Source organism: Pseudoflavonifractor sp. HCP28S3_F10, assembly GCF_052065415.1.
Taxonomy (GTDB): Bacteria; Bacillota; Clostridia; order Oscillospirales; family Oscillospiraceae; genus Pseudoflavonifractor_A.
In genome coordinates, this window is record NZ_JBQHUB010000005.1 from 70,102 (window position 1) to 94,501 (window position 24,400).

19 protein-coding genes, 1 tRNA gene and 1 riboswitch are annotated in these 24,400 nt (G+C 60.6%); of the genes, 8 read left to right on the top strand and 12 right to left on the bottom strand.

Annotated elements, in window-relative coordinates:
* Positions 1 to 2 precede the first annotated feature (2 nt).
* The 3 genes from ACTNBZ_RS03995 (at position 3) to ACTNBZ_RS04005 (ending at position 4,135) form a co-directional block, all read left to right on the top strand.
* Positions 3 to 719 carry an ABC transporter ATP-binding protein gene (locus ACTNBZ_RS03995; RefSeq protein ID WP_441208405.1) on the top strand — a complete coding sequence of 239 codons (717 nt, stop codon included), beginning with the start codon at positions 3 to 5 and terminating at the stop codon, positions 717 to 719.
* Between the two features lie 3 nt (positions 720 to 722).
* Positions 723 to 1,904, top strand: a complete 1,182-nt coding sequence (locus ACTNBZ_RS04000) for an ABC transporter permease (RefSeq protein WP_441208406.1) — start codon at positions 723 to 725, stop codon at positions 1,902 to 1,904.
* A 167-nt stretch (positions 1,905 to 2,071) separates the two neighbouring features.
* Positions 2,072 to 4,135, top strand: a complete 2,064-nt coding sequence (locus ACTNBZ_RS04005) for an S-layer homology domain-containing protein (RefSeq protein WP_441208407.1) — start codon at positions 2,072 to 2,074, stop codon at positions 4,133 to 4,135.
* A 70-nt stretch (positions 4,136 to 4,205) separates the two neighbouring features.
* Here ACTNBZ_RS04005 and ACTNBZ_RS04010 read toward each other — a convergent pair whose 3' ends face one another.
* Entirely contained in the window at positions 4,206 to 5,111 is a 906-nt protein-coding gene (locus tag ACTNBZ_RS04010) for a sigma factor-like helix-turn-helix DNA-binding protein (protein WP_441208458.1), read from the bottom strand.
* A gap of 226 nt (positions 5,112 to 5,337) precedes the next feature.
* Positions 5,338 to 5,571, bottom strand: a complete 234-nt coding sequence (locus ACTNBZ_RS04015; RefSeq protein ID WP_441208408.1) for a hypothetical protein — start codon at positions 5,569 to 5,571, stop codon at positions 5,338 to 5,340.
* A 216-nt stretch (positions 5,572 to 5,787) separates the two neighbouring features.
* On the opposite strand from ACTNBZ_RS04015, the gene ACTNBZ_RS04020 reads away from it, so the two are divergent.
* Together ACTNBZ_RS04020 and ACTNBZ_RS04025 are read left to right on the top strand one after the other, a co-directional pair.
* Complete coding sequence (locus ACTNBZ_RS04020) at positions 5,788 to 6,408, top strand: LexA family protein (protein WP_441208409.1); 621 nt, start codon at positions 5,788 to 5,790, stop codon at positions 6,406 to 6,408.
* A 95-nt stretch (positions 6,409 to 6,503) separates the two neighbouring features.
* Positions 6,504 to 6,899 (top strand): hypothetical protein, encoded by a 396-nt coding sequence (locus ACTNBZ_RS04025; protein ID WP_441208410.1) that lies wholly within the window; start codon positions 6,504 to 6,506, stop codon positions 6,897 to 6,899.
* A 91-nt stretch (positions 6,900 to 6,990) separates the two neighbouring features.
* On the opposite strand, the gene ACTNBZ_RS04030 is transcribed toward ACTNBZ_RS04025, so the two are convergent.
* The 8 genes from ACTNBZ_RS04030 to ACTNBZ_RS04065 form a co-directional block, all read right to left on the bottom strand.
* A complete protein-coding gene (locus ACTNBZ_RS04030) occupies positions 6,991 to 7,896 on the bottom strand; it encodes a DUF2935 domain-containing protein (RefSeq protein ID WP_441208411.1) in 906 nt (301 codons plus the stop codon).
* 200 nt (positions 7,897 to 8,096) lie between these two features.
* Positions 8,097 to 8,405, bottom strand: coding sequence for a hypothetical protein (locus ACTNBZ_RS04035; RefSeq protein WP_441208412.1), 309 nt, complete (start codon positions 8,403 to 8,405; stop codon positions 8,097 to 8,099).
* A gap of 376 nt (positions 8,406 to 8,781) precedes the next feature.
* Positions 8,782 to 10,134, bottom strand: a complete 1,353-nt coding sequence (locus ACTNBZ_RS04040) for a DUF4417 domain-containing protein (RefSeq protein WP_441208413.1) — start codon at positions 10,132 to 10,134, stop codon at positions 8,782 to 8,784.
* Between the two features lie 327 nt (positions 10,135 to 10,461).
* Positions 10,462 to 10,538: transfer RNA gene (locus tag ACTNBZ_RS04045), tRNA-Pro, on the bottom strand.
* Positions 10,539 to 10,657: 119 nt separating this feature from the next.
* The gene (locus tag ACTNBZ_RS04050; protein ID WP_441208414.1) at positions 10,658 to 12,736 is read right to left on the bottom strand and encodes a bifunctional diguanylate cyclase/phosphohydrolase; all 2,079 of its coding nucleotides are present in this window, start codon (positions 12,734 to 12,736) and stop codon (positions 10,658 to 10,660) included.
* A 191-nt stretch (positions 12,737 to 12,927) separates the two neighbouring features.
* Positions 12,928 to 13,599 carry a TIGR03936 family radical SAM-associated protein gene (locus ACTNBZ_RS04055; protein WP_441208415.1) on the bottom strand — a complete coding sequence of 224 codons (672 nt, stop codon included), beginning with the start codon at positions 13,597 to 13,599 and terminating at the stop codon, positions 12,928 to 12,930.
* A gap of 44 nt (positions 13,600 to 13,643) precedes the next feature.
* Positions 13,644 to 15,485 (bottom strand): TIGR03960 family B12-binding radical SAM protein, encoded by a 1,842-nt coding sequence (locus ACTNBZ_RS04060; protein ID WP_441208416.1) that lies wholly within the window; start codon positions 15,483 to 15,485, stop codon positions 13,644 to 13,646.
* Between the two features lie 102 nt (positions 15,486 to 15,587).
* Positions 15,588 to 16,703 (bottom strand): SLC13 family permease, encoded by a 1,116-nt coding sequence (locus tag ACTNBZ_RS04065; RefSeq protein ID WP_441208417.1) that lies wholly within the window; start codon positions 16,701 to 16,703, stop codon positions 15,588 to 15,590.
* A gap of 220 nt (positions 16,704 to 16,923) precedes the next feature.
* Here ACTNBZ_RS04065 and ACTNBZ_RS04070 point away from each other — a divergent pair, with 220 nt between their 5' ends.
* Together ACTNBZ_RS04070 and ACTNBZ_RS04075 are read left to right on the top strand one after the other, a co-directional pair.
* A complete protein-coding gene (locus ACTNBZ_RS04070) occupies positions 16,924 to 17,505 on the top strand; it encodes a hydrolase (protein ID WP_441208418.1) in 582 nt (193 codons plus the stop codon).
* 195 nt (positions 17,506 to 17,700) lie between these two features.
* Positions 17,701 to 19,443 (top strand): CvpA family protein, encoded by a 1,743-nt coding sequence (locus tag ACTNBZ_RS04075; RefSeq protein WP_441208419.1) that lies wholly within the window; start codon positions 17,701 to 17,703, stop codon positions 19,441 to 19,443.
* A gap of 73 nt (positions 19,444 to 19,516) precedes the next feature.
* Here ACTNBZ_RS04075 and ACTNBZ_RS04080 read toward each other — a convergent pair whose 3' ends face one another.
* Together ACTNBZ_RS04080 and ACTNBZ_RS04085 are read right to left on the bottom strand one after the other, a co-directional pair.
* Positions 19,517 to 20,890, bottom strand: coding sequence for a penicillin-binding transpeptidase domain-containing protein (locus ACTNBZ_RS04080; RefSeq protein ID WP_441208420.1), 1,374 nt, complete (start codon positions 20,888 to 20,890; stop codon positions 19,517 to 19,519).
* On the bottom strand, positions 20,887 to 22,713 hold the full coding sequence (locus ACTNBZ_RS04085; RefSeq protein WP_441208421.1) for an FtsW/RodA/SpoVE family cell cycle protein: 1,827 nt from the start codon (positions 22,711 to 22,713) through the stop codon (positions 20,887 to 20,889). The genes ACTNBZ_RS04080 and ACTNBZ_RS04085 overlap by 4 nt, the downstream gene beginning before the upstream one ends.
* A gap of 277 nt (positions 22,714 to 22,990) precedes the next feature.
* Positions 22,991 to 23,074, top strand: a riboswitch (glycine riboswitch).
* Between the two features lie 184 nt (positions 23,075 to 23,258).
* Between ACTNBZ_RS04085 and gcvT the strand changes: the two genes are divergently transcribed.
* A complete protein-coding gene (gene gcvT, locus ACTNBZ_RS04090; RefSeq protein WP_441208422.1) occupies positions 23,259 to 24,338 on the top strand; it encodes a glycine cleavage system aminomethyltransferase GcvT in 1,080 nt (359 codons plus the stop codon).
* The last annotated feature ends 62 nt before the right edge of the window (positions 24,339 to 24,400 follow it).

Here is a 24,400-nt window from a genome sequence, read left to right on the forward strand (position 1 = left end):
GCATGAGTCTCATCCAGCTCGATCAGGTCTATAAGATCTACAGCGAGGGCCGGGAGAATCAGGTCAACGCCCTGGACGGCGTCTCTCTGGAGATCGACCAGGGGGAGTTCGTGGCCATCATCGGCACCTCCGGTTCCGGCAAATCTACCATGATGAACATATTGGGCTGCCTGGATGTGCCCACCTATGGGGACTATTTTCTGGACGGCGTGCCCATCCGCGAAAAGAGCCGCCGTGACCTGGAGATCATCCGCTCCCGTCAGATCAGCTTCATTTTCCAGGGCTACAACCTGATCCCCTCCCTTAACGTCTGGCAGAATGTGGCGCTGCCCATGCTCTACCAGAAGGTCCCGCTCTCTCAGCGGCGGGAGCGGGCCATGGAAGCACTGGAGCGGGTGGAGATCCTTTCCAAGGCCGAAAACCGTCCCTCCGAGCTCTCCGGCGGCCAACAGCAGCGGGTGGCCATTGCCCGGGCCATCGCCACCCGCTCCCCCATTCTCATGGCCGACGAGCCCACCGGCGCACTGGACTCCAAAACCGGCGCCCAGGTCCTCTCCCTCATGCGGGAGCTCAACGCCGGCGGCACCACCGTCATCCTCATCACCCACGACAACGGCATCGCCGCCCAGGCCCGCCGCACCGTCCGGGTGATGGACGGGCGTATCATCCACGACAGCCGGTGGGATGGGAAACTTCTGGGCGGTCTGGAGGGCGCGTGATCCATGAATGCTGTTTTAATGGCTCTGGACTCCATCCGGGAGAAAAAGGCCCGCTCCTTCCTTACCATGCTGGGCATCATCATCGGCGTGGCCGCCGTGCTGGTGCTGGTCGCCCTGGTGTCCGGCTATAACGCGGACATCACCGCCTACTATGAGAAGCTGGGCATCAACAAAGTCAATGTCAGCGTCACCTGGTACGACCGTACCCGGGCGGTGGACGTATACTCCGCCCTGTACGAGTATGGCAACACTACTCTGGGAGACATGGTGGAGGGGGTCTCCCCCTCTGCTTCCACTTCCCTGCCGGTGAAATACCGTTCCGCCACACTGGAAAGCAGCACTGTCTATCTGGGCAGCGACCAGTTCGCGGTCTGCGGCAATTATGTGCTGGAGTCGGGCAGGGACATCAGCGAATTTGATATCCAGCGGCGCAGCAAGGTCTGCGTCCTGGGCTCCTATGTGGCCGACTCCCTCTTCCCCTACACCGACCCCATCGGCCAGACCGTTACCCTGGGGGGCATCCCTTTTACTGTGGTGGGTACCTACTACCAGAAGGACGGCGGACAGGAGGACTCCATGGACGACATGCTCTCTGTCCCCTACAGCCTGGACCGTGAGCTCCTCCAGACTGCCGATGTGACCGAGATCACCGTGAAGGTGGACACCTCTGCCCATGTGGAGACCGTCCTGTCCCGGCTGGAGGTCTATCTGTCCGGTCTGGTCAGCTCCAGCGTGGGCGAATACACCCTGGAGAACGGCAACTCTGCCATGAGTGAGAGCAATGAGGAAATGATTTCCATGAGCGTGGTGCTGGGAGGCATCGCCTCCATCGCCCTGCTGGTGGGCGGCATCGGCATTATGAACATCATGCTGGTCACCGTCACCGAGCGCACCCGGGAGATCGGCATCAAAAAATCCATCGGTGCGCCCCGCAGCGAGATCATTTCCCAGTTCCTGGTGGAAGCCGCCATTCTCAGCGGCATGGGCGGTCTCATCGGCATTGCGCTGGGCTTTGCCCTGTCCCTTATTCTGGGGAAAGCCATGTATGACCTGATATTGCTGCCCAACGCTCTGGTGACCCTTGGCTCCTTCACCTTCTCGGTGGTCATCGGCATCCTGTTTGGCATCTATCCCGCCGTAAAGGCGTCCAACCTCCAGCCCGTGGACGCCCTGCGGGCCGACTAATACTAATTTCAAATTAAATGCTTTCATTTGAAATTCCGTGCGCCATGCGCACTGGTATCATGCGTGCCGCATGATACCGCGTCTCATAAAAACCTGACGCGCTTCGCGCTATAAAAAGCTTTTCAAGTTTTTTATTAGGTTTTAGTATAATGAAAGAGGTGTGTCCCATGAAAAATCGTATTCTGGCCGGGCTGCTGGCCCTGCTGCTCTGCCTGGGCATCGTGGGCGCGGCGGGGACGGCGGCAGGCGCCCAAACCTTCTCCGACGTCAGCGACCCCGACACCGCCGAGGCGGTGGCCGTTCTCTCCGGGCTGGGCATCGTGTCCGGCTATTCCGATGGAAGCTTCCACCCCTCCGCCGCCCTGACCCGGGCCCAGTTCTGTGTGCTGGCCGTGCTGGCCGAGGGCCACGGCGATCAGGTCCGGGGCAGTGCCTACCGCACGCTCTTCTCCGATCTGCCCGCCTCCCACTGGGCCGCTCCCTATGTGAACCTGGCCCAGAGCGAGGGGCTGGTCAGCGGCTACGGCAACGGCACCTTCGGCCCTGACGACCCGGTCACCATGGGCCAGGCTGTCACCATTGTCCTGCGCCTGATGGGCTATTCCACCGATAACGTGGGCCCCTTCTGGCCCCAGGACTACATGGAGAAAGCCGCCGCCCTGGGCCTGACCGACGGCATCTCCAGGACCGGCAGCCAGGCCATTGACCGGGGCGAGGCCGCTCTTCTCCTCTACCGGATGCTCCGCGGGACCACCAGGGACGGCAGGGACTACATCTCCGCTCTGGCCGCCGGCACGGTGGAGGACGCGGTGGTCCTCTCCAATGACGCCGAGGCCGGGGACGGCGCCCTCCACACCGCCCAGGTCTACGCCGGGAAGTCCGGCCTGACCTGGTATGAGCAGTCCTCCGCCATCCCCGACGCTCTGGTGAACCGGCGGGGCACCCTTCTGCTGGACAGCAGCGGAAAGGTCACCGGCTTCCTGCCCGATGACAGCACGGTCAGGACCCTCTCCCTCTCCTCCGCCCAGGCGGGCAGCCTGACCGACACCAGCGGCCGGACCTGGACCATTCCCAACGGCGCGGCCCTGGTGCTGGACGATACGGCTGCCACCTACGGCAGCAGCTGGTATGAGCTGGAGGGCCGGAGCACCGTCACATTGTTCTACTCCTCCTCCGGCTCCATCGACCTGGTGACTGCCTCAGAGTCGGAGCGGTACAGCGGCACGGTCCTCACCGGCTATTACGAGAGCGCCAGCCCCAACACTGCCAGCCCCGACTCCATCACCCTGCTGGGCCTGACGCTGGAGGTGGATGAGAGCGCTGTGAGCAGTCTCAGCTCATTCAAAGTGGGCCAGCGGATCACCGTAGTCCTCAATGGCGCCGGGGAGGTAGCTTACGCCTGCTCCCCCAGTGAGCGCACCGCCCAGATGGTGGGCCTGGTCACCGCCGCCGGGGACACCTGCCGGGTGGAGCTCTTCAGCGGGCTGACCGTCTCCGGCAAGCGCAGCGGATTGTCGGTCTCAGCGGGCGATCTGGTCCGGGTCTCCTCCTCCGGTATCGGCACCATCTCCCTCTCCTCCATCGGCAGCGGCTCGGTATCCGGAGTCCTCAATGTCGCCGCCCGCACCCTGGGCAGCGTGGTCCTGTCCGATGACGTAACGGTCTATGACCGCGTGGGCAAGGGCGCCGCTGTACAGGTGGAACTGAAAGACATCCTCTCCGGCACCGTACCCGCCTCCGGGATCGCCTACGCAGGCACCGACAGCGACGGCCGGGTCAATGTGCTCGTCCTCAATGACGTGACCGGCGACGCCTATACCTACGGTATCCTCCATACCGGCACCAGGACCGAAGGGGCCGGCAACATGCAGGTGACCAACGCCACCCTCTCGGTAGAGAACAGCAGCGGCACCTCCCAAGCCTATATCACCGGCAGTTCGGTGGGCAACAAAACTGTGGGCGGCCTGGCGGTCACCAGCGATGGGAAAACCGCCGGGGTGATCACGCTGGAGAAGGTGACGGCTGTCAGCGGCTCCGCCTTTGACGGCGAGGATGCGGTGGTCCTGAACGGCGTCCGGGTACCCATCAGCGATGAGGTACAGGTCTATAACGCCGACTCCGGCCAGTGGACCACTCTCCCGGCCGCCCGGGCCTATACCGGAACCTTCACCGTCTACTACAGCGGGACCCTGGGCAATGACGCCAAGGTGCGGGTCATCTTTACCGGCTGACCGTTTCTCTCCGGATAAATGTGAAAGGGACGCCCCGAACGGGGCGTCCCTTTCCTGCCGCAGGGCAGTCTCAGAACGCGGATAGCGCGCCGGACGATCCCTTTCCGATCAGCGGGGCTTCTTTTTGTCTCCTGCGTATCCGGCTGAGGACCTGATACACGTTCCTCACATCCATCCCCAGGGCAGCGGCGATGGCGGCGGGGGACTCTCCCGCCCGCGTCCTGGTCCAGACGTCGTACTGCAGGGCAGTGAGTCCCTCCCACCGCCGTGTGCCCGCGGTGAGCCGGTAGATCACCCACAGGCTCACCCCATATTCGGCAGAGAGCTCCTTACAACTCCGCCGCCAGTCCAACCCCTCCCGGCGGATCCTGTGGTCCCGCAGTTCCCGCAGCTCCCGGCTGCTCAGATAATGGGTCAGTTTTTTCAGCCGTGTCTCTCCCCTCCGCAGAGTGCGTCCCACAGTGGATGGGTCCACTCCCAGCTCTGCCGCGATCCGGGTCTGGTTGAGTCCCTCCAGAGTGAGCAGGAGCACCTGCCGCTGCCGAGCGGTAAGGAAGGCGGTCTCAGCCACCACCCGCCTCAAGTCGATGGAGCCGTCCTCCCGGGCGCAGGTACGCACCAGCTCCCTGGCCTCAGCATACCGCCGCAGTTTCTCGATGGCCCGCCGGGCAGTGCGGTAGATCGTGGAGGGATCCACTCCCAGCTCCTCTGCCGCCGCCAGGGGCCGTTTCCCTTCCCGGTAGAGCATGGAAAATACTTGCCGCTGCCGGGATGTCATCTCGGCGGTACCGTCGTCCAACACCGCCTGCATCCAGCTCCGCTGCTCCCGGTTGTCCCGGTCCCAGGACTCCAGCCGGTCCCAGCTCTGCTTCTCCATCCACTGCCAGCGCTGCCCATCCAGGCTGCTCCACCGGCGCCCCGGCGGACGGTGCCGGGGCTGCAGCTGCCGCAGAGCGGCCCGGATGTCCCGGATCATCTCACGCACCAGACTCAGCTCATAACGCAGTTGGTGCGGCGGAGGCTTGTGAAAAATGCCCTCTGTCCCTTCGGGGCGTCTCTCCCCCGTCTTCGCGGACTTCATATCCCCTGAGAGGGAAACCGCCGCTTCAGGAGGCTGAGGGATTTTCTCCCCCAGCGCCGCCAAAAGCATCTGCTCTTTTTTTCGCAGCCGCTCCAGCGTGGCCTGATACTCTGCTGCAAGATCAGAAGGTGTACCTCCGGTTGTGCCAGTAAGTCCGGTCATAGTAATGCCGTACCACCTCCCCCACCTCCCGGGTCTCCCGCAGCATCTGCCGCAGCAGACGCAGATCGTGCTCCGCCGCATTCCGCCGGTGAGGATCCATATTGCACTTCTCCTCCTCCAGCGCCCGGATCGCCAGACGGAGCCGGGCCGCTGTTTCCGTGTAGCTGTCAGCCAGTTCTTGCAAGGTCGCCATTTCATTCTCCTTTTGTATCTTTTTAAGATATATTTAAGGCTATTAATTGCCCACAAATGTTTTCATACTGCGGGCTTAGTTGTTTTATTCTTTTGGTATCTTTTTGAGATACTACGAGTATAACAGTTTATTCGTGTCTTGTCAAGATATTTTTCTTGCTATTCCGGACCATTTATAGTATAATCAAGACACTTTAATGGGAAAGGATGTTTGCCTGTGACTACCGGAGAACGGATCAAACAGCTTCGTCTGGCCGCCAAGCTCTCTCAGGAGGAATTGGGCGCCCGGGTCGGCGTACAAAAGGCCGCCATCCACAAGTATGAGAGTGGGCGGGTGGTCAACCTGAAAAAGTCCACGGTGGACCGGCTGGCCGCCGCGCTGGACACGACGCCCGCCTATCTTCTGGGGCTGGATGAATCCCCTCTGCCCGGCGGTGTTCTCCCTTATCAGCCCCACCGTATCCCCATTCTGGGGCGCATCTCGGCGGGCCTTCCCATCTATGCCGAACAGAACATCGAGGGATATACCTTCACCGACCTGAACGGCGGCGCAGAGTATTTCGCCCTCCGGGTCAGCGGCGACAGTATGAACGCCATCGGCATCAACGACGGATACCTCATTGTGGTCCGCCGGCAGGACGAGGTGGAAAACGGCGAGGTGGCCGTGGTACTGGTGGACGACGATGACGCTACTGTCAAGCGTTTTTACGCCACCGACAGTACTGTCACCCTCATGCCCCAATCCACCAACCCTGTCCACCAGCCCCAGATATACGATTTGAAAAAGACACGTATCAAAGTACTGGGCAAGGTAGTCAAGGTGGAGTTCACCCTGTAGCAGGCCCCGGCTCAGGTCAAACTGCCGTGCGCTCCTTTTGCGCGCCTTGACAGCGGGATATCCGGACCGTATAATAGCAATAAGGGGTGTGGCCGATGAGCAATGAAGAGAAGATTCTGGAACTGCTTTCTGCGATGCAGAAAGATCTGGCCGGCGTCAAAGAGGACCTGGCCGACGTCAAAGAGGACCTGGCCGACGTCAAAGAGGACCTGGCCGGTGTCAAAGAGGACCTGGCCGGCGTCAAAGAAGACCTGGCCGGTGTCAAAGAAGACCTGGCCGGTGTCAAAGAAGACCTGGCCGGTGTCAAAGAGGACCTGGCCGGTGTCAAAGAAGACCTGGCCGGTGTCAAAGAGGACCTGGCCGGTGTCAAAGAGGACCTGTCCGAATTGAAAGAGGCCCATGAAGAGACCCGCTGCGGGGTAAATTCTTTGCTGGAATGGGCAGAGGAGTGCGGGAATGTGATCAAGTTCCCGCTTCCCAGAGTAAAATAACGCAAGGGCGGTGCCGGTAGATCCGGCTCCGCCCTTTTTCCGTATATCGTCCGTCCCCAGTGCATCGCACATCTCTTCAGTGCTCTGCTGGCTAGGACTCCAGCAGGCGAAGATAGTGGTTTGCCTCCCGCAGGACATGGTCAGCAAGCAGCGGGAGGATGAGCGACTTGATCTGGCACGCCTCGATCCCCTTGACACCTGCACACTTAAAATCACGGAATTCCTGTGTCAGGACCAGGGCGTTTCCGCCGCGCATGGTCCTGTCGCCCGCCGCCGCGGAGGTCTCCAGCAGCCGCCTGTAGTCTGCGGCAAAATGGTCAGAGGTCTTAATGAGCTCCTCCTCGGTCGGGTCCAGCAGGCCGCGGATGAACAGAGCGTGCTCCATCATGATACGGTTCCAGAACAGTTCCTGGTCTCTGAGTTCCTGGCAGCCGCAGCCGTCCATCCCCTCTGCCTGCATCAGATAGGCCCGGTACAGGCGGGCTTCGCGCAGGATGTGTTCGATAAGCAGCGGGTAGTTTACGGTAAATAGCTCGCAGGAACGGGCTCCTTTCAGGATCCGTTCCTTATAGTTGATCAGGCGTTCCACCAGTGCCAGCCCGTCCCGGTTCAGCTGCCGTACCTGGCGTACAAGGGCATTGGAGACACACAGATCTTCGTTGCAGCTCCGGCCGCTCAGCCGCATCTCCCGGGCTGTCAATCTGCGGTTGAGGAAGGTCCCGGTGAACCGCTGTGTCTGAAGCTCAGCGCAGTCGGTAAACTCCGTAAAGACCTCTCCCGAATTCAGCACGCACCCACGCACCACACGGTCGCTCAGCGCGATCGCACGGGAGAGCAGCGCCTCAAACCGACGTATGAAACGCTCGCCCTCATTGGCAAGATCCGCATTTGGCGGTAAAAACCCCACCTTTAAGAAGAACGCGTGTTCTTTCATGATACGCGCAAAAAACAGATGCAGCTCCAATGAATTGACAATATAATCCTGAGCGCTGTCCATAGCAAATACTCCTCTCTGCCGTAATACGTGACAAGCCAGTATATGTGCAGGAATCAGCCTGTGTGCAGCAGCGTATGCCGCCGGTCCATAAAAAGGGGGGAGTCCTTAAGGACTCCCCCTTGGTCGAAATGTGATTATAGGATCTGGAAAACCCGGTCATATCAATGGGTTTCAGGCAGCAAGCAAGGTCTTTTATCCTATCAGACCATATAATCAGACAGACCCTCCGACGTATCATCGAATGACTTCGCAGTTTTTTCCGCTTTCTCGAACCGAGCCTTGATCTGTTCGTCTAAGATGGCGTGCATAACCGGGATCAGCTCCAGATCTTCTTCTTTTATATCAAGTGTTGCAATATCACGCTTTTCTCCGCATTGTGGGAAATTAACAAGCCATGTTCCGTCAATCGTAAGCGGATTACAGATCCACCCCTGCATCCCTTCGTGTACTCCTTCTTTGGCATATTTTTCTTTTTCGATGATAACTTCAACGCAGTCCATTTCTTTCATATTATTTACCTCCATAAGGCGTATTCAATTTTAATTTTCCGTTTGGCTCAACCATCCATCCGCTAATAAAAGTAGCGATCTCGTTCGTATCTTTCCTGGGAATTTCAATTATGATGACTTTCGTACAAGAATCGCTCCTGTACTGCGTTTATAGCACATTCATTTCGTCTCCTCTTCCAGTAGTAAGAACAGAGGTTCTTCTACAAGCAGGGAGAAATAGGCCCAAAGTTGTACGCTTTCGTACACCAAACTTAACACAGAAGATTAAAAAACGGTGAGTCCTTTAAGGACTCACCGTTGGTCCAAGTGTCATTAAAGGATCTGAAGAAATCCAGTAAAATCAATGGTTCGCAGGCAGCAAGCAAGAGGTTTTATCTCAAATATTCCGGTGCAGAACTGTTACTTGGGTAATAACATCCCGCAAACGATCTTCCCCCACCTGATAGTTCAGAACATCATCGGGTGTATCACAAATTTTCTCCTGTTCTCCATTTGTAAGAGCAATGCAGTACTTATCTCCGTAAAAACAGACGCCATATTGCAGACCCTTCCAGACAAAGACAGGCTCTCCACCGCGAATAATACATTCTTTGAAATTTGATATGGTTTTGAAGTGATTCTCTTCATCGGAATTAAAAGTATATTTCATGACAGCACCTCTAAAAGCCTTAAACTCTGGTGCGCCATCGGGATATTCATCGCGCCAGTAATTCGTATGTGGCTTTTCAAAATTAGGGACACCTTTTCTGGGAGATTCCCAATTGATTTTATGGTCGTGTGGGTTGGAGTGAAATTTGGGATTGGGGTTTGTAGTATGGTGCCTTTCCGCAACTGCTCTACCATCATTTCCAATTTTCGTCTCAACCTTTGACCCATCCTTGGCATAGGTGACTTTGATTTCTCCGGGTTTTCCAATCAAACGGTAGTCCTCGGGCTTGGATGGTTTCCACTCTCCGCCGTATGCGCTGCCGCCTCCTTTACCGATCAGGTACGGCTCCATTATATCACAAGGTTTTGGGTAAGCACCGCCAATTTTGAAAGATTCTAAGTCTTCTTTCTGAAATCTCCGCTCATAGCTCATGTATTTCCACGAACTGCGCTCGTAATCCACGTACACGATGTCTCCCTGCATTTCAGGGAAAGGCGTATTGTAGCAGATGATCTTCTCCGGCTCAATACGCCGCAGCATTTCATTGTAGCCGGCCATGAACCATTCTTTCTGGTCGCGGCGGTTATCATGCTCAGATGCCATATAAGTGGAAACGGCAACGATGCTGCCTTTTTCGATTCCCTCAAAACAGAAATCAAAGGTGGATTCATCGCCCCAGTTTACCGTGGGGATGACACGGATTCCTTTGGACGCCCAGTAGGCGCCGCACCAGCGGTTGCGGAACACGTTGTAAAGCTGCATAACGGGCGCCATTTCCAGATACATACTGAAATCAGGGGAAAGTGCCGCCCGATAACGGGAAAGCTTCTCGATGTCATTGTCGGGGTTCTTCCAAACCCGCTCGAAACGGTAGTCGTACAGGAAGAAATGCACCATGCGGTCGAGGTGGTTTTGATCCTCCAGATGGGTTTTATCAAACCCAATTAGAAGGAGATCATCGAAGTCACCTGGTTTTTCCTGAAACTTTGGAATGATGGGAATTTGTAGTTTCCCCTTGCCGGGAAATTGATTGCGGAGCAGGGACTGGCTGGTGCGGTAGTTGTAGTTCTCTTCGGTCATATGGAACCTCCTATGCATAGTAAGGAACAAGTCCTCCTATATATCGGCTCCAAAACAGAGAAAATTGCACGTTTCCGTGCAACAAAACCAAAAAAATTTTGAAAATCAGCAATATAAACAAAAAAACAAGAGAGTTCTTTGTAGAACTCTCCTGTGTCAGGTGACTTCAATCCGGATATTTTCGTTTCGTCCCAGGTCAAAAACCGACCGCGAATCCAGCGGAGCGAATCGCGGTTCGGAAGCGGGGAGCAGCAGAATGAGCGCACGATGAGTTTTTAATGCGAAGCAAAAAAACTCGTCGCAAGCGATATGACGCTTGCGACGAGTTGGTCGGAGTGGCGGGATTCGAACCCGCGGCCTCTTGGACCCGAACCAAGCGCGATACCAAGCTTCGCCACACCCCGGAAACGTACTTGTAAAGTATACTCGCAATTACTTCGCTTGTCAAGCGCTTTCGCATGTTATTGGCAATTCCTGTAACAGGTCCGCCCACATCTATACTGACGTGGGCGGACCTGCTGTATCAGTTGGTTTGCTCCGAAGTCAGATCCGCATAGAAGCTCACCCTGCCCCGCCCGCTGCGTTTGGAGTGATAGAGCGCCTGATCCGCTTTGCGCAGCAGATCGTCGAACTCCACACCGTCCCTGGGATAAAAGGCCACACCGATACTTCCGCTGACCTCCAGGGGCTGATCACACTGGTCGATGCGGATGCTCTGACTGCACAGCTGCCCCAGCTTGCTTTGGGTAAAGACCGGGTCCCCCATGTTCTTCATGACCACCAGGAACTCATCCCCGCCGAACCGGGAGACGATGTCATCCGGGCGGAACAGGCCGCGCACATTTCGTCCAAACCGGATCAGGATCTGGTCGCCGGCCTCATGTCCTAAGGTATCGTTGAGGTCCTTGAAGTGGTCGATATCCATAAAGGCCACCGTGAGCGGCACCGCTCCATCCCGCCCCTCCCGCAGCAGTTCTTCAAAGAGGACGTGGGCCCCCGCCCGGTTGCACAGCTGGGTCAGAGCGTCGGTATTAGCCCGTTTCTGCCACTCGGTGGCCTCGCTTTTGATCCGGTTGATGTTGGTCAGCCTGCCCACATATCCCAGTTCCCGGGTCCGGTCTCTCCGGTCCAGCAGGAGATGGAGGGTCAGATGGAACCAGGACCGGCTCCCATCCGGCAGCGGCAGACGCAGATCCATCTCCAGTTCAGGAACGGCCCAGCTCAGGCTCTGCCGCTTCTCCTCCAGCTGTTCATATTCCTCCGGGAAAAGCATGCGGGGAGAGGAATGATACCTCTCATAATCCTGCATATAGGCGGGGATCTGGAATACCTTGCAGAATTTTTCACTGAATTCCATGGAGTCGAAGAGGGCGTTGTAAGTAAAGATCATGTCCTCTGAGAGCTCGGCCATGACCCGGTATTTCTCCTGCTCCAGCTCGAAGAGCGTCTGGGCGTCAGTGCTGGCCTCCTCCCGGCGGGCCGGCCGCACAAGGCCCGGCTCCTTTCCGCCCGCACCGCCGCCGTCCTGCTCTGCCTCCCCTTTCAGCTCCATCAGCAGGCGTGGCGCCACTCTCCGCAGAGAGGTAAGGATCTTGGGATTGAAAGCGCCGCACTCGCCGTCCAGGATCATGCGGATCGCTTCCTCTGCCTCATAGGCCGGCTTATAGACCCGGTTGCTGATCAGCGCCTCATACACGTCGGCAATGGCCACCGCCTGGACCCAGATAGGGATCTCCTCTCCCTTCAGGCCGTCCGGATAACCACGGCCGTCCCACCGCTCATGGTGGTGGCGGCAGATGTCGTAGCAATAGCTGTGGACATGGTCGCCCTGGGTAAAGCTGATATGGGTCACCAGTTCTCCGCCATAGACCGTGTGCGCTTTGATCTGCTCGAATTCCTCACCGGTGAGCCGCCCGTTCTTATTCAGAAGCGCGTCAGGTACCGCGGCCTTGCCGATATCATGCATGACGGACAGGTCGGAGATCTGCTTCACCTGCTCCTGATCCAGCCCGTATTCCGGCCAGAACTCCATCACGTCCTCCAGCAGCAGGCGGGTCACCTCCCGCACCCGGCGCACATGGACCTCGGAGGAGCAGTCCCGGAACTCGATAGCGGCGCTCAGCGTCTCCACGATAGACTTGTTGGTCTGCCGGAGCTGATGCTCCCGCTCCCGGATGTGGGCGGTCTGCTCCCGGACCACCCGCTCCAATTCGAAGCGGTGGGCGTAGAGCTCTACCACACTGTCCACCCTGCGGCGGACCACCTCCGGCCGGAAGGGCTTCTCGACCACGTCCATGACGCCCAGCTCATAGGCCATCGCCAGGTTCTCCGTCTTCCCCTCCTCAATGATCAGGAAGACCGGGATGCTCTTCAGCCATCCCCTGTCCCCCATGGTGCGCAGCACCTCAAGACCCCCGATCCCGGGCATATCAATGTCCAGCAGGATCAGTGCCAGCCGGGAGAAACAGCCCTCGATCAGCTGAAGGGCCTCGTTGCCGTCGGCCGCCTCAATCACCTGATAGGCGGAGCCGAGCAGTCCACGCAGCGTGGACCGGTGATGGGCCTGGTCGTCCACCACCAAAACCGTCTGTCTGTCCTGCAAAACATTCACTCCCTTCCTGTATCCGCTGTTTCCCGGATTTGCGCTCCGTTCTCTCTCGTATATATGGCGCCGCAACAGAGGTTAGTTATCATTATTTTACCTGATTCAGCCAAAATTTGCAAGTCAAATTGCTTCATCGATCACCCGTGATGCAAAAGGCGTCCCCTTTTGCAAAAGGGGACGCCCGGTTCCTATATCCAATGATTCCGTTCCTCGTCCAGCACTGCCCGGCGGTGGAAGGAGACAAAATCGGGGGCCGCGTCAGGACACTCCTGCCGGATGGCCGCCACGATGAGCTCCGGGTTCAGGCCCGGATTCTGGGCCTTCAGGACCAGGTCCAGCGTGACGCTGTCCCGCCGCTCCTCCACGGTGGCGCTGGCGATGAGGGGGATGAGATCCACTTCGGTAAAGCCGCTTTTGGCCTTTTTGGACTTTTTGCGCATCACCAGGCTCTCCCGGTTCAGCAGCTCCTGGATGGCAGTATCCGCCCCGAAGGGAGCGCCCGCCTCATACTCCAGGGTCACGATATAATTGACGTAGGCCAGGTCCTTTACCGGCCGCACCGCCTCATAGCAGCGGCTCACCGTGATACCGGCGGGGAGTACCGCGTTCATCCGCTCAGGCACCTGCTCCAGAGCCGGGTCCTCCCCCAGGATCTGACACTCCAGCACTTCGCAGGCGCTGGAATATCCCACCGACAGCGGCAGCGGAATGGAAACGAAGGCATGGGGATTGAAGCCCTCTGTGTGCTTGATGGGGATGCCCGCCCGGAGGAAGGCCCGCTGGAAGGTCCGCATCAGGTCCAGATGGGAGATAAATTTGGCAGTATCGCTCTTGGAAAAGGCCAGTCTATGGGTGATCACAGGCGCAACGCCTCCTTGGTTGGTTGATTGGCGGACGGCGGGGCTCAGATCTCCGCGTCGCACACGCCGCCGGGATACAGCTTGTCTGCGCCGCAGCCCATGCACTGCTTCCGGCAGTCGGGGGTGATGACCCCCTTGTAGGCCTGCTCCCGCTCACGCCACAAAAACCGGGTGCTGACCCCCACGGAGGTGGTGCTCCAGGGCAGGACCTCCTCCCGGTCCCGGGCGCGGTTGGCATAAAACGCCGGATCGATGCCGCACTCGGCAAAGGCCTCCATCCAGCGGCCGTAGTCGAAATACTCATCCCAGGTGTCGAACTTGGCGCCCTTGCGCCAGGCGGTCTCCAGCACGTCGGCCAGGCGGCGGTCGCCCCGGGCGAACACGGCCTCCAGCACGCTGGTCTCCGGGTCGTGCCAGTGGTAGGCGATGGACCGGCCCCGCATATTGTCCCGCAGCAGCTTCACCCGGCGCTCATACTCCTCCCGGCTGATCTGGGGCTCCCACTGGAAGGCGGTGTGGGGCTTGGGCACGAAGAAGGCGGTGGACACCGTGATCTTCACCCCCCGGCTGCGGTTGGGGGTCACCTCCCGCCAGGTGCGGTAGACCTTTTCGGCCAGGTCGGCGATGCCCAGCACGTCCTCATCGGTCTCGGTGGGCAGGCCCAGCATGAAGTAGAGCTTCACCGTAGACCAGCCGCCGGCAAAGGCGGTGCGGCAGAAATTGAGGATATCCTCCTCGGTGACGTTTTTATTGATCACGTCCCGCAGGCGCTGGGTGCCCGCCTCGGGTGCGAAGGTCAGGCCGCTCTTGCGTCCGTGCTGCAGCCGTTCCATCAGGCTCCAGGAGAAATTGTCCGCCCGGAGGGAGGGCAGGGACAGGTTCACGCCGTTGGGGTCGCACCACTCCTGCAGCCCGTCGCACAGGTCCAGCAGGCGGCGGTAGTCGCTGGTGGACAGGGACGAAAGGGTCATCTCCTGATAACCGGAGTTCTTGCAGGCCTCGATGCCCTGGCGGACCAGCAGCGCCGGGTCCTTGGAGCGGACGGGCCGGTAGGCGTATCCCGCCTGACAGAACCGGCAGCCCCGGATGCAGCCCCGGAACACCTCCAGCATCACCCGGTCGTGGACGATCTCGGTGGAAGGCACGATGTTCTTCACCGGGAAGTAGGACCGGTTCAGGTCCTGTACGATGCGCTTGGTCACCACGGCAGGGGCGCCGTGGGTGGGGGCAATGGACTTGACCGTCCCGTCGTCGTTGTACGCCACATCGTAAAGGGAGGGAACGTAGAGTCCGGGGATCTGGGCGGCGGCCACCAGCAGCTCTTCCTTGCTCCAGCACTCCTCCTTGGCCCGGCGGTAGAGCTCGATGAGCTCCACCGTCACGTCCTCCCCCTCGCCCAGGGAAAAGATATCGATAAAGGGGGCCAGGGGCTCGGCGTTGAAGGCACAGGTGCCGCCGGCGATGACCAGGGGAGCCAGCTCATCCCGGTCCTCGCTGCGCAGGGCCAGCCCCGCCAGGTCCAGCATGTTGAGCACATTGGTATAGGCCATCTCATAGCCCAGGGAGAAGCCGATGATATCAAAGTCCGCGATGGAATCGCCGCTCTCCAGACCGTAGAGCGGGATGCTCTCCCGGCGCATCTCCTCCTCCATGTCTCCCCAGGGGGCGAACACCCGCTCGCACCAGACCCCGTCCATCTCGTTCATCACTCCGTAGAGGATGCGCACGCCCAGGTTGGACATGCCGATCTCATAGGTATCGGGGAAGCACAGGGCCACACGGATATCCACCTGAGCCCGGTCCTTGACCACCGCATTATATTCGCCGCCGGTATAGCGCGCAGGCTTCTGCACCCGGGGCAGGATATGTTCCAAAGTACGATTCATTCCAGCTACCGTCGCTTTCTCTCACCAGATCATGGCCTTGACATCACAGAAAGGCAGTATTTTATTTTACCTGTTTCTGTGTCATATTGCAACCCTGTTCCCTCAAAAACCGCCAAAAAGAACCGCCGCACCGGCCAGCACCGCCAGGAAAGCCAGATTGGCCCCGGTAAATACGGCCAGATAGCGTCCCGCGCTCCCCCGCCCGCCCCGAAGATAGAGTCTCAGGGAGATCAGGCTGGCCAGCGAGGCCACCGGGGTACCCAGGCCGCCCAGATCGGCGCCCAGCAGCAGGCCCCGCCAGTCCTCTGTGAAACCGGAGAGGAGCACGGCGGCGGGCACATTGCTGATGACCTGGCTCACCAGGGCGGCGGTGAGGGCGGTGTGGCCCTCCAGCGCCCCGGTGAGCAGGGCGTTGAGCCCCGGGTGGGCCCCCACGTTGCCCGCGAAAACAAAGAAGCACACAAAGGTGGCCAGCAGGCCGTAGTCCACCCGGGGCAGCAGGTCCCGTCCGGCAGCCAGCAGGGCCAGCAGCACCGCCGCCAGCAGTACCCACTCGTTTATCACATGGAACACGCACAGCAGGCACAGCCCGAAGAGGGCCGCCATCAGTCCCAGCCGTCCTTTCCGGCGTACCGCGGCCCGCTCCGGGAAGGTCACCGACAGCGTCACGTCCCGGCCCAGCAGGCAGGCGGCGCACAGCAGCGCCAGGCTCACCAGGGACAGCGGCAGGATGACCGCGAAGAACTCCCCCGGCGTCAGGGAAAAGCGGTGGTAGAGGTAGAGGTTCTGGGGGTTGCCCACCGGCGTGGCCATGCTGCCCAGGTTGGCCGCCAGGGTCTGGAGCACCACCACCGGGATGAGCCGGTCCGTCCGTCCCACCCGCTCCAGCACCAGGATGGCGAAGGGCACAAAGGCGATGAGGGCCACATCGTTGGTCACCAGCATGGAGGCGAAGAAGGGCAGCAGCACCAGCAGCAGGGTCAGGGTACGCAGCCGGTGCCGGCCGGACAGCAGCCGCTGGGCCAGTACCTCGAACACGCCGCAGTCCCGCGCCCCCGCCACCACCGCCATCAGGCTGAAGAGCAGGATGAGCACCCGCAGGTCCACATATCCCAGATAGGCCGCCGACGGCGGCGTCAGCGCCATGGAGGCCAGCGCGCACATCGCCGACACGCAGAGCACCGGCTCGGCCTGCAGCGCCTTCCGTATCCGTTCCACAGCTCTTCCCTCCTCCCCGCCCCTGACGGGCAGGCGGAACGCCGCCCCACCGAGCGGCGTTCCGGTACTGCTTTTTTCTACTGCTCAGTCTATCCCATCCCGGCCCGGCGGTCAAGAAGGAACTTGTCCCTGCCCGGCTCCCGGGCTCTTTCCTTTTTTCTTCCGCTGTGCTATGATAAAAAAACAACCGGAATGATTCCCACAAAAGGAGTGTATCACAATGGAATTCACCCGCGAGCAGGCCGTCGCCCTGCTGAAGGAATACAATCAGGAGCCCTTTCACCTCCGCCACGCCTTCACTGTGGAGGCCGTGATGGACTGGTACGCCCATGAACTGGGCTACGGGGATGAGGCCCTTTTCTGGAGCAACGTGGGCCTGCTCCACGACATCGACTTTGAGCGCTGGCCCGAGGAGCACTGCGTCAAGGCCCGTGAGCTGCTGGAGGCTGCCGGCGCTGAGCCCGCCCTGGTGCGGGCGGTGGTGTGCCACGGCTGGGGCCTCACCGGCGCCGACGCGGCCCCTGAGCACGAGATGGAAAAGGTCCTCTTCGCCAGCGACGAGCTCACCGGCCTCATTGGGGCCGCCGCCCTCATGCGCCCCTCCAGGAGCGTGCAGGACATGGAGCTCTCCAGCCTGAAGAAGAAGTTCAAGGACAAGAAGTTCGCCGCCGGCTGCTCCCGGGACGTGATCCGCCAGGGCGCCGAACTGCTGGGCTGGGAGCTGGATACCCTGCTGGACCGCACCCTTCAGGCCATGAAGGCCAGGGAGGCCCATATCGAGGCCCTCTGCGCCGGTCTCTGAGCCGCCGCGAGGCCCGGCCGCGCCTGCGCGCGGCCGGGCCTTTTCTGTCTGCCGCAATGTCCCCGCTCGTCTTTTTAATGAAAGTTTAATACGTCCTCACCCTCCTTTCCGTTGCTTTTTACCCGAAATAAGGCTATACTAGAGACAGTCTCCGGACAATACACCGGGACGGATATCTGTAAAGGAGAATGCACTTTGAGCCATTCTGCAAACGGCAAAAAACGCCGCATGCCCCAGAGCAAGCTGGGGAAGGTCCTGCTGAATTTGGCCATCACGCTTCTGGTGGGCTGCGCCTATTTCTATGTATCCCTTCCCGCGCTCAACCTCCAGTCCGGCGATTTCTACAGCTTCATCGCCCTGCTGTGTATCGTCTATGTGGTGTGCGCCCTCATTACCTCGGGCTTCAACCTGGACCTGGACGCCTCCGCTACCCACAAGGACCATCTGAAGGAGTACTTCCGCTTTATCAAGAGCCAGTGCCTGCCGGTGGGCCTGCTTTTCCTGCTGCTCATCGTGGTGGCCGTCATCGGCCAGGTGATCTCGCTGCCCATCTTCCGGGCGGCGTCCTACCGGGACCTGCTCACCGTGGAGAACGGCACCTTCTCTACCGACATCTCCGAGATCTCCTTCAACGAGATCCCCACCCTGGACCGGGATTCCGCCGAGTATCTGGGCGACCGCCAGATGGGCACCCTCAGCGACATGGTGAGCCAGTTTGAGTTCTCCAATGACTCCACCCAGATCAACTACCAGGGCCGGCCCGTCCGGGTGGCCCCCATCGACTACGCCGACCTCATCAAGTGGTTCACCAACCGTTCCCAGGGCCTGCCCGCTTACGTGGTGGTGGACATGGTCACGCAGGAGGCCAAGGTGGTCCGTCTGGACGAAGGGATGAAGTACTCCTTCTCCGAGCCTCTCAACCGCAACATCCTCCGCCACCTCCGCTTCCACTACCCCACCTACATGTTTGAGACCCCCCAGTTTGAGATCGACGAGGATGGTCATCCCTACTGGATCGCCCCCCGTATCGTCAAGACCATCGGCCTGTTCGGCGGCGTGGACATCAGGGGCGCCGTCCTGGTGGACGCCGTCACCGGCGAGTGCCAGTATTATGAGGAGGTCCCCACCTGGGTGGACAATCTGTACACCCCCTACCTCATCATGCAGCAGTACAATTACCACGGCACCCTGGTCAACGGCTTTATCAACTCCATCTTCGGCCAGCGGGATGTGACGGTGGTCACTGAGGGCTATAACTACATCGCCCTCAACGATGACGTGTATATGTACACCGGCGTGACCTCCATCAACTCCGACCAGTCCAATCTGGGCTTTCTGCTCAGCAACCAGCGCACCAAGGAGACCAAATTCTACACCGCCCCCGGCGCCACCGAGGAGGCCGCCAAGAAGTCGGCCCAGGGCGTGGTCCAGGACCTGGGCTATGTGGCCACCTTCCCCCTGCTGCTGAACATCGCCGACGAGCCCACCTACTTCATCCCCCTGAAGGACGCCACCAACCTGGTCAAGACCTACGCCATGGTCAACGTGGCCCAGTACCAGGTGGTGGCCACCGGGGCCACCGTTTCCGAGTGTGAGCAGAAGTATATTCAGATGCTGGCCCAGAAGGGCATCACCACCCAGGAGGCCCTGCCCCAGACCGAGGCCGGCGGCGTCATCGCCGAGATCCGCTCCGCCGTGATGGACGGCAACACCTACTACTTCCTCCGCCTTACCGGCGAGGACGTGTTTTACTCGGTGTCCGCCAGGGAAAACCCCATCGCCGTCACCCTGAACGTGGGCGACCGGGTCACCATCTCCCACGAGGTAGCCCCCGACGAGCCGGTCTCCATCCTGTCGGGCACCACCGTCACCCTGGACCGGAAGGCCGCTCCGGCCCCTGCGCCCACTCCCGCCGTCTCCACCCTGCCCGCGGCCTGACGGCCCGGCATCCCTCAAAATACAAGGATCCCCGGTCCGCCGTTTGGCGGACCGGGGATCTTCACGTTGTGGATCAGTATCCGTTGACCAGGGCGTCCAGCACCCTGGCGGCCACGTTTCCGGCTGCGTCGGCGCCGCTGCCGCCCTCCTCCACCAGGACCACAAAGGCGTAGGGCGCGTCCTCATTCCGCAGAAACCCGGTGAACCAGGCGTTGGGGGCCTTGCCGCCGCCCACCTCGCCGGTGCCCGACTTGGCGCACAGATCCATGTTGGGGAAGCGGTGGGCGCCGTAGGTCTCGGTGACATTGCGTGCCATCATATCGGCCAGAGTCTCCGCCGTATCACTGTCGATGAGCCGGCCGGTCTGATGCTTCAGGTACACCGAGCCGGGCAGGCCCAGGGGCGTGACAGTCTTGAGCACCAGCTGAGGCACCGCCGCCTTTCCGCCGTTGGCGATGGCTCCCATCCACACCATCATGGCGCAGGGATTCACCGCGTCGCTGTACTGGCCCACCCCGGCCCAGCCCTGCTGGTTGACACTGGCGCCGCTCAGGTCGAAGCGGCCCGCCGCCGTGGGGATGCCGCTGACCGTATAGCGCCCGGTGAGCCCCGCCTGATCGGCGTATTTCTCCATGGTATCAGCCCCCAGCTCTGCCGCCAGCTGGGCGAACACGCCGTTGCAGGAATTGGCCAGCGCGCCGCAGATGTCCATCTCTCCGTGGGCACGGGGGCAGGTCACCGTGCCGTCCCCCACCTGGGTGGAGCCGGTGCAGGTGAAGTGCCGCTCAAAAAGGTCGGGCAGGTTCTCGATGGCGGCGGTGAGGGTCACCGTCTTGAAGGTGGAGCCGGGCACGAAGCTCCCGGACAGGAAACGGTTGAGGTAGACGCCCTCATACCGCTCGTCCCCCTCCTGAATATCCGGCGGGTCCAGCGGATCGAAGGTGGGGGTGGACACCATGCACAGCACCTCGCCGGTCTTGTAATTGTAGACCCCAACCGCCCCCTTCCGGCCTCCCAAAGCCTCGTAGGCGATGTAGTTATAGCGGGCGTCCAGGGTCAGATAGAGGTCGTTGCCCTCCCCCATGGGGCTGTAAGCTCCGGTGAGCAGATTGTAGCCCGAGAGCTTGTCGGCAAAGGCCACCAGTGCCCCGGTACCGATATTGCCCGCCGGGTCCCCCACCGCGTGGAGGGTGGCCTTGCGGACAGTGGCCCCGTCGTAATAGCGGCGCTCCCCATTCTCATCGGCCCAGGAGAGCACATCTCCGTCCCGGTCCAGCACCCGGCCCACCGAGAGCTGGCCCTTGCTGTTGTAGAGGTGGCGGTTGGCCGCGAAGCCCGCCCACCGTCCGCCGCTGACCACGAAGCGGACGCAGAACAGTCCCAGCCCCAGCAGCAGCGCCAGGGCCAGCAGCAGGCAGACCACCGCCCGTTTTTCGATCTTTTTCATGGCTCCTCCTCCCGGCCCGTATCAAAGTCAAATCCGGGCTTCTCCGCCGGACGGCGGGCCAGCCGCTCTTCGTCCGCCCGCTCCTTCCGCCGGTTGGGCAGCCGGATGGCAAAGCTGGCGTTCTGGCGGGTATCCGTGGCCTTCAGGAAGGCCAGCAGCCCCCAGGAGGACAGCATGGAGGACCCGCCGTTGGACACAAAGGGGAAGGTCACGCCGGTAAGGGGCAGGATGTCCACCGCACCCAGCACGTTGAGGCAGGTCTGGAACACCATCATGGAGGTGGCGGCGCAGGCGGCGATGGTATAGAAGCTGGACCGCCCCGCCCGGCAGCACCGCACCGCAAAGACCGCCAGGGTCAGGATGCAGCACACCGCCAGCACGGCGATGATGAGCCCCCACTCCTCACAGAGCATGCCGAACACCAGGTCGGTGTCGGCGGCGGGCACCCGGTGAAGCCAGCCCCGCCCCGCGCCCACGCCCACCAGGCCGCCGGAGGCGGCCGCCGACATGGTGCGGGTCTGCTGAAAGCCCCCGTCGCTGGCATACTGCCAGGCGTGGCCCCAGGTGGCGAAGCGCCGCAGGATATAGGGCTTGACCGACAGGATGACCAGCACGCCGAACACCGCCGCGCCGCAGATGAGGGCCAGGGTGGCAAAGTCGCCGGAGCGGAGGTAGGCGATGACCAGAAAGGTGATAAAGAAGATGGCCGCCGTGCCGAAGTCGCTCATCAGGGCCAGGCAGCCCATGCACACGCCGGTGAGTAGGATGAAGAGCCCCAGGTTCCGCTTGCGGAAGAGCCGCTCCAGAGTGGCGGCGCCGGCGAAAATATAGCAGATCTTGGCCACCTCGGAGGGCTGGAAGGAGATCCCGCCGATGCTGATCCAGTTGGCCGCGCCGTACTTCACCTGTCCGGCCACCAGGGAGAGCCCCAGCAGGCAGATGGCCCCCGCCGCCATGAGCCAGCGGATTTTCTTGACCCGGTCCAGATCCCGCAGAAAGACCCCCAGCACCAGGAAGAGGATCAGTCCCAGCACCATGGCGGCCAGCTGCTTGAAGAGCGCGTGGGGAGCCGACGAGGCAGTCACTGCCAGAGAGAGGGTGCACAGAAAGAAGGCGATGACCTCCATCTCAAAGCCTACCCGGCGCAACGCCCGCAGGGCAAGAAAGTGGGTCCACATCACCCCGGTGAGACACAGAAAGGAAAGAAGCAGCGGCGCACCGGCCTCCTCCCCCGCCGCCGCGATGAGCTGCATCGCAGTCAGGACCTGGAACACCGTGAGCAGGACCAGCGCTCCCCAGGGCGACGCGGGCCGCTCCACCGCCCGGCGGCGGCGCCGCCAGTCCTCCCGCTCCTCCAGGGACACCGGCAGCAGCACGGTCTCCACCCCGGCCAGACCCAGCACATCGCCGAAGGCCACCGGGGCGCTCCCGTCCACCGGCGTGCCGTTCACCGTCACGCCCCCCTTGGAGTCCAGATCGTACACAGTCCAGCGGTCATCCTCGCCCCGGATGAGGGCGGCGTGCTGCCGGGAGACCACCGGATAATTGAGCACCACGTCGGCCGCCCTGCCCCGGCCCAGAATGTTCTCCCAGTGGGTCAGAGGCTCGCTGGCGCCGTTGGGTAATGTCAGATAGGCCCAGACCTCCGGCATATGAGGCACCTTCAGCAGGGACCGGATGGCCCCCGTCAGGATCATCAGCGCCAATATGGGAAAGAGAAATCGGACGATGGACGTATACCAGGCGGCTGCCACCGGGTACTCCGCCGGCAGTGCCAGGAGCCGGTGCAGAAAAGCCCCGGGCTGAGTCAGAAGCGCCTGCATGGCATCTCCTCCTTATTACAATTTCATCCCGCTGCGCGGATAGGGCCTTCCGTCCCATTCCCGCATTTTGCAGTTCAAGTATAACACAGTTTCAAAATGGCGCAAGCGCAGGTTGTCGGGTATGACTGGAACACCTGTTAAACTTTTCTGATATTTGGCGTTCCGTATTATTCAAAAAAACAAGTTGACTTTTTGGAAAAATGTATTATACTCATGGGTATAAAGAAAAACTCGCAAGTACACCCTGCAATTCATAGAAAAAATCAATATTGCCCGGATGACACAGTCGAGAGAGTGTGATACTTCACCGCCGAAGGGGAAAGCGAGAAAATCTCTCAGGCAAAAGGATCGGCTGCCGACGGAGCTCTGGAAAGCGGACGGTCTTTCCGCCCGCGCCGACGATGCAACTCTGAATTTTATTCAGGGGAAACTTTCAGGTAATGGACAGAGGCGTATAGCATTTCCGCTATGCGCTTTTTTCATGGTTTTTGATGACTGCGGGTATATTTTTTGGCTTTGTGAGTTTATTTTAGGAGGTATGTATCATGGAGAAGAAGACCCCCCTTTATGACTGCCATGTAGCCGCCGGCGGAAAGATCGTCCCCTTTGCCGGCTGGCTGCTGCCCGTGCAGTACAGCGGCGTGGTGGCCGAGCATATGGCGGTGCGCACCGCCTGCGGTCTGTTTGACGTCTCCCACATGGGCGAGCTGGTCCTGCGCGGCAAGGACGCCCTGAAGAACCTGAACAACCTGCTGACCAACGACTATACCGACCTCCAGTCCGGCTATGCCCGGTACAGCCTGATGTGCTACGAGACCGGCGGCGTGGTGGATGACCTCATCGTCTACAAGTGCTCCGACGAGGCTTACCTCATCGTGGTCAACGCCGCCAATTGCGAGAAGGACGCCAACTGGATCTCCGAGCACCTGTCCGGCGACTGCACCATGGAAAACATCTCCGATTCCGTCGCCCAGGTGGCCCTCCAGGGTCCCAAGGCCGAGGCCGTTCTCTCCAAGCTCTCTGGCACCATTCCCTCCGGCAACTACACCTTCATCGCCGAGGGCAATGTGGACGGCATCAAGGCCATTGTCTCCCGCACCGGCTACACCGGCGAGGACGGCTTTGAGATTTACTGCGCCAGCGCCGACGCCCCCGCCCTGTGGAACAAGCTGCTGGAGGCCGGCAAGGACGAGGGCCTCATCCCCTGCGGTCTGGGCGCCCGCGATACCCTGCGCCTGGAAGCCGGCATGCCCCTCTACGGCCACGAGCTCTCCGCCGAGATCAACCCCTACGAGGCCGTTCTCGGCATCTTCGTCAAGATGGATAAGCCCGACTTCATCGGCAAGGCCGCGCTGGAGAAGGCCCGTCCCGTCTCCCGCCGCAAGGTGGGCCTGAAGGTCACCGGCCGGGGCATCATCCGCGAGCACTGCGACGTGTACGCCGGCGATGAGAAGGTTGGCTTTGTCTCCTCCGGCACCCACTGCCCCTACCTGGGCCAGGCCGTCGCCATGGCCATGGTCCCCGTGGAGTACAAGGAGCCCGGCACCAAGCTGCTGGTGGACGTGCGCGGCCGCAAGGTGGAGTGTGAGGTCATCAAGACTCCCTTCTACAAGCGCGCCCAGTGATCCCTTTTCTCTGAGCATGATACCTTTCTGACCGGACCAGATCATCCAATTATCCAAATGAT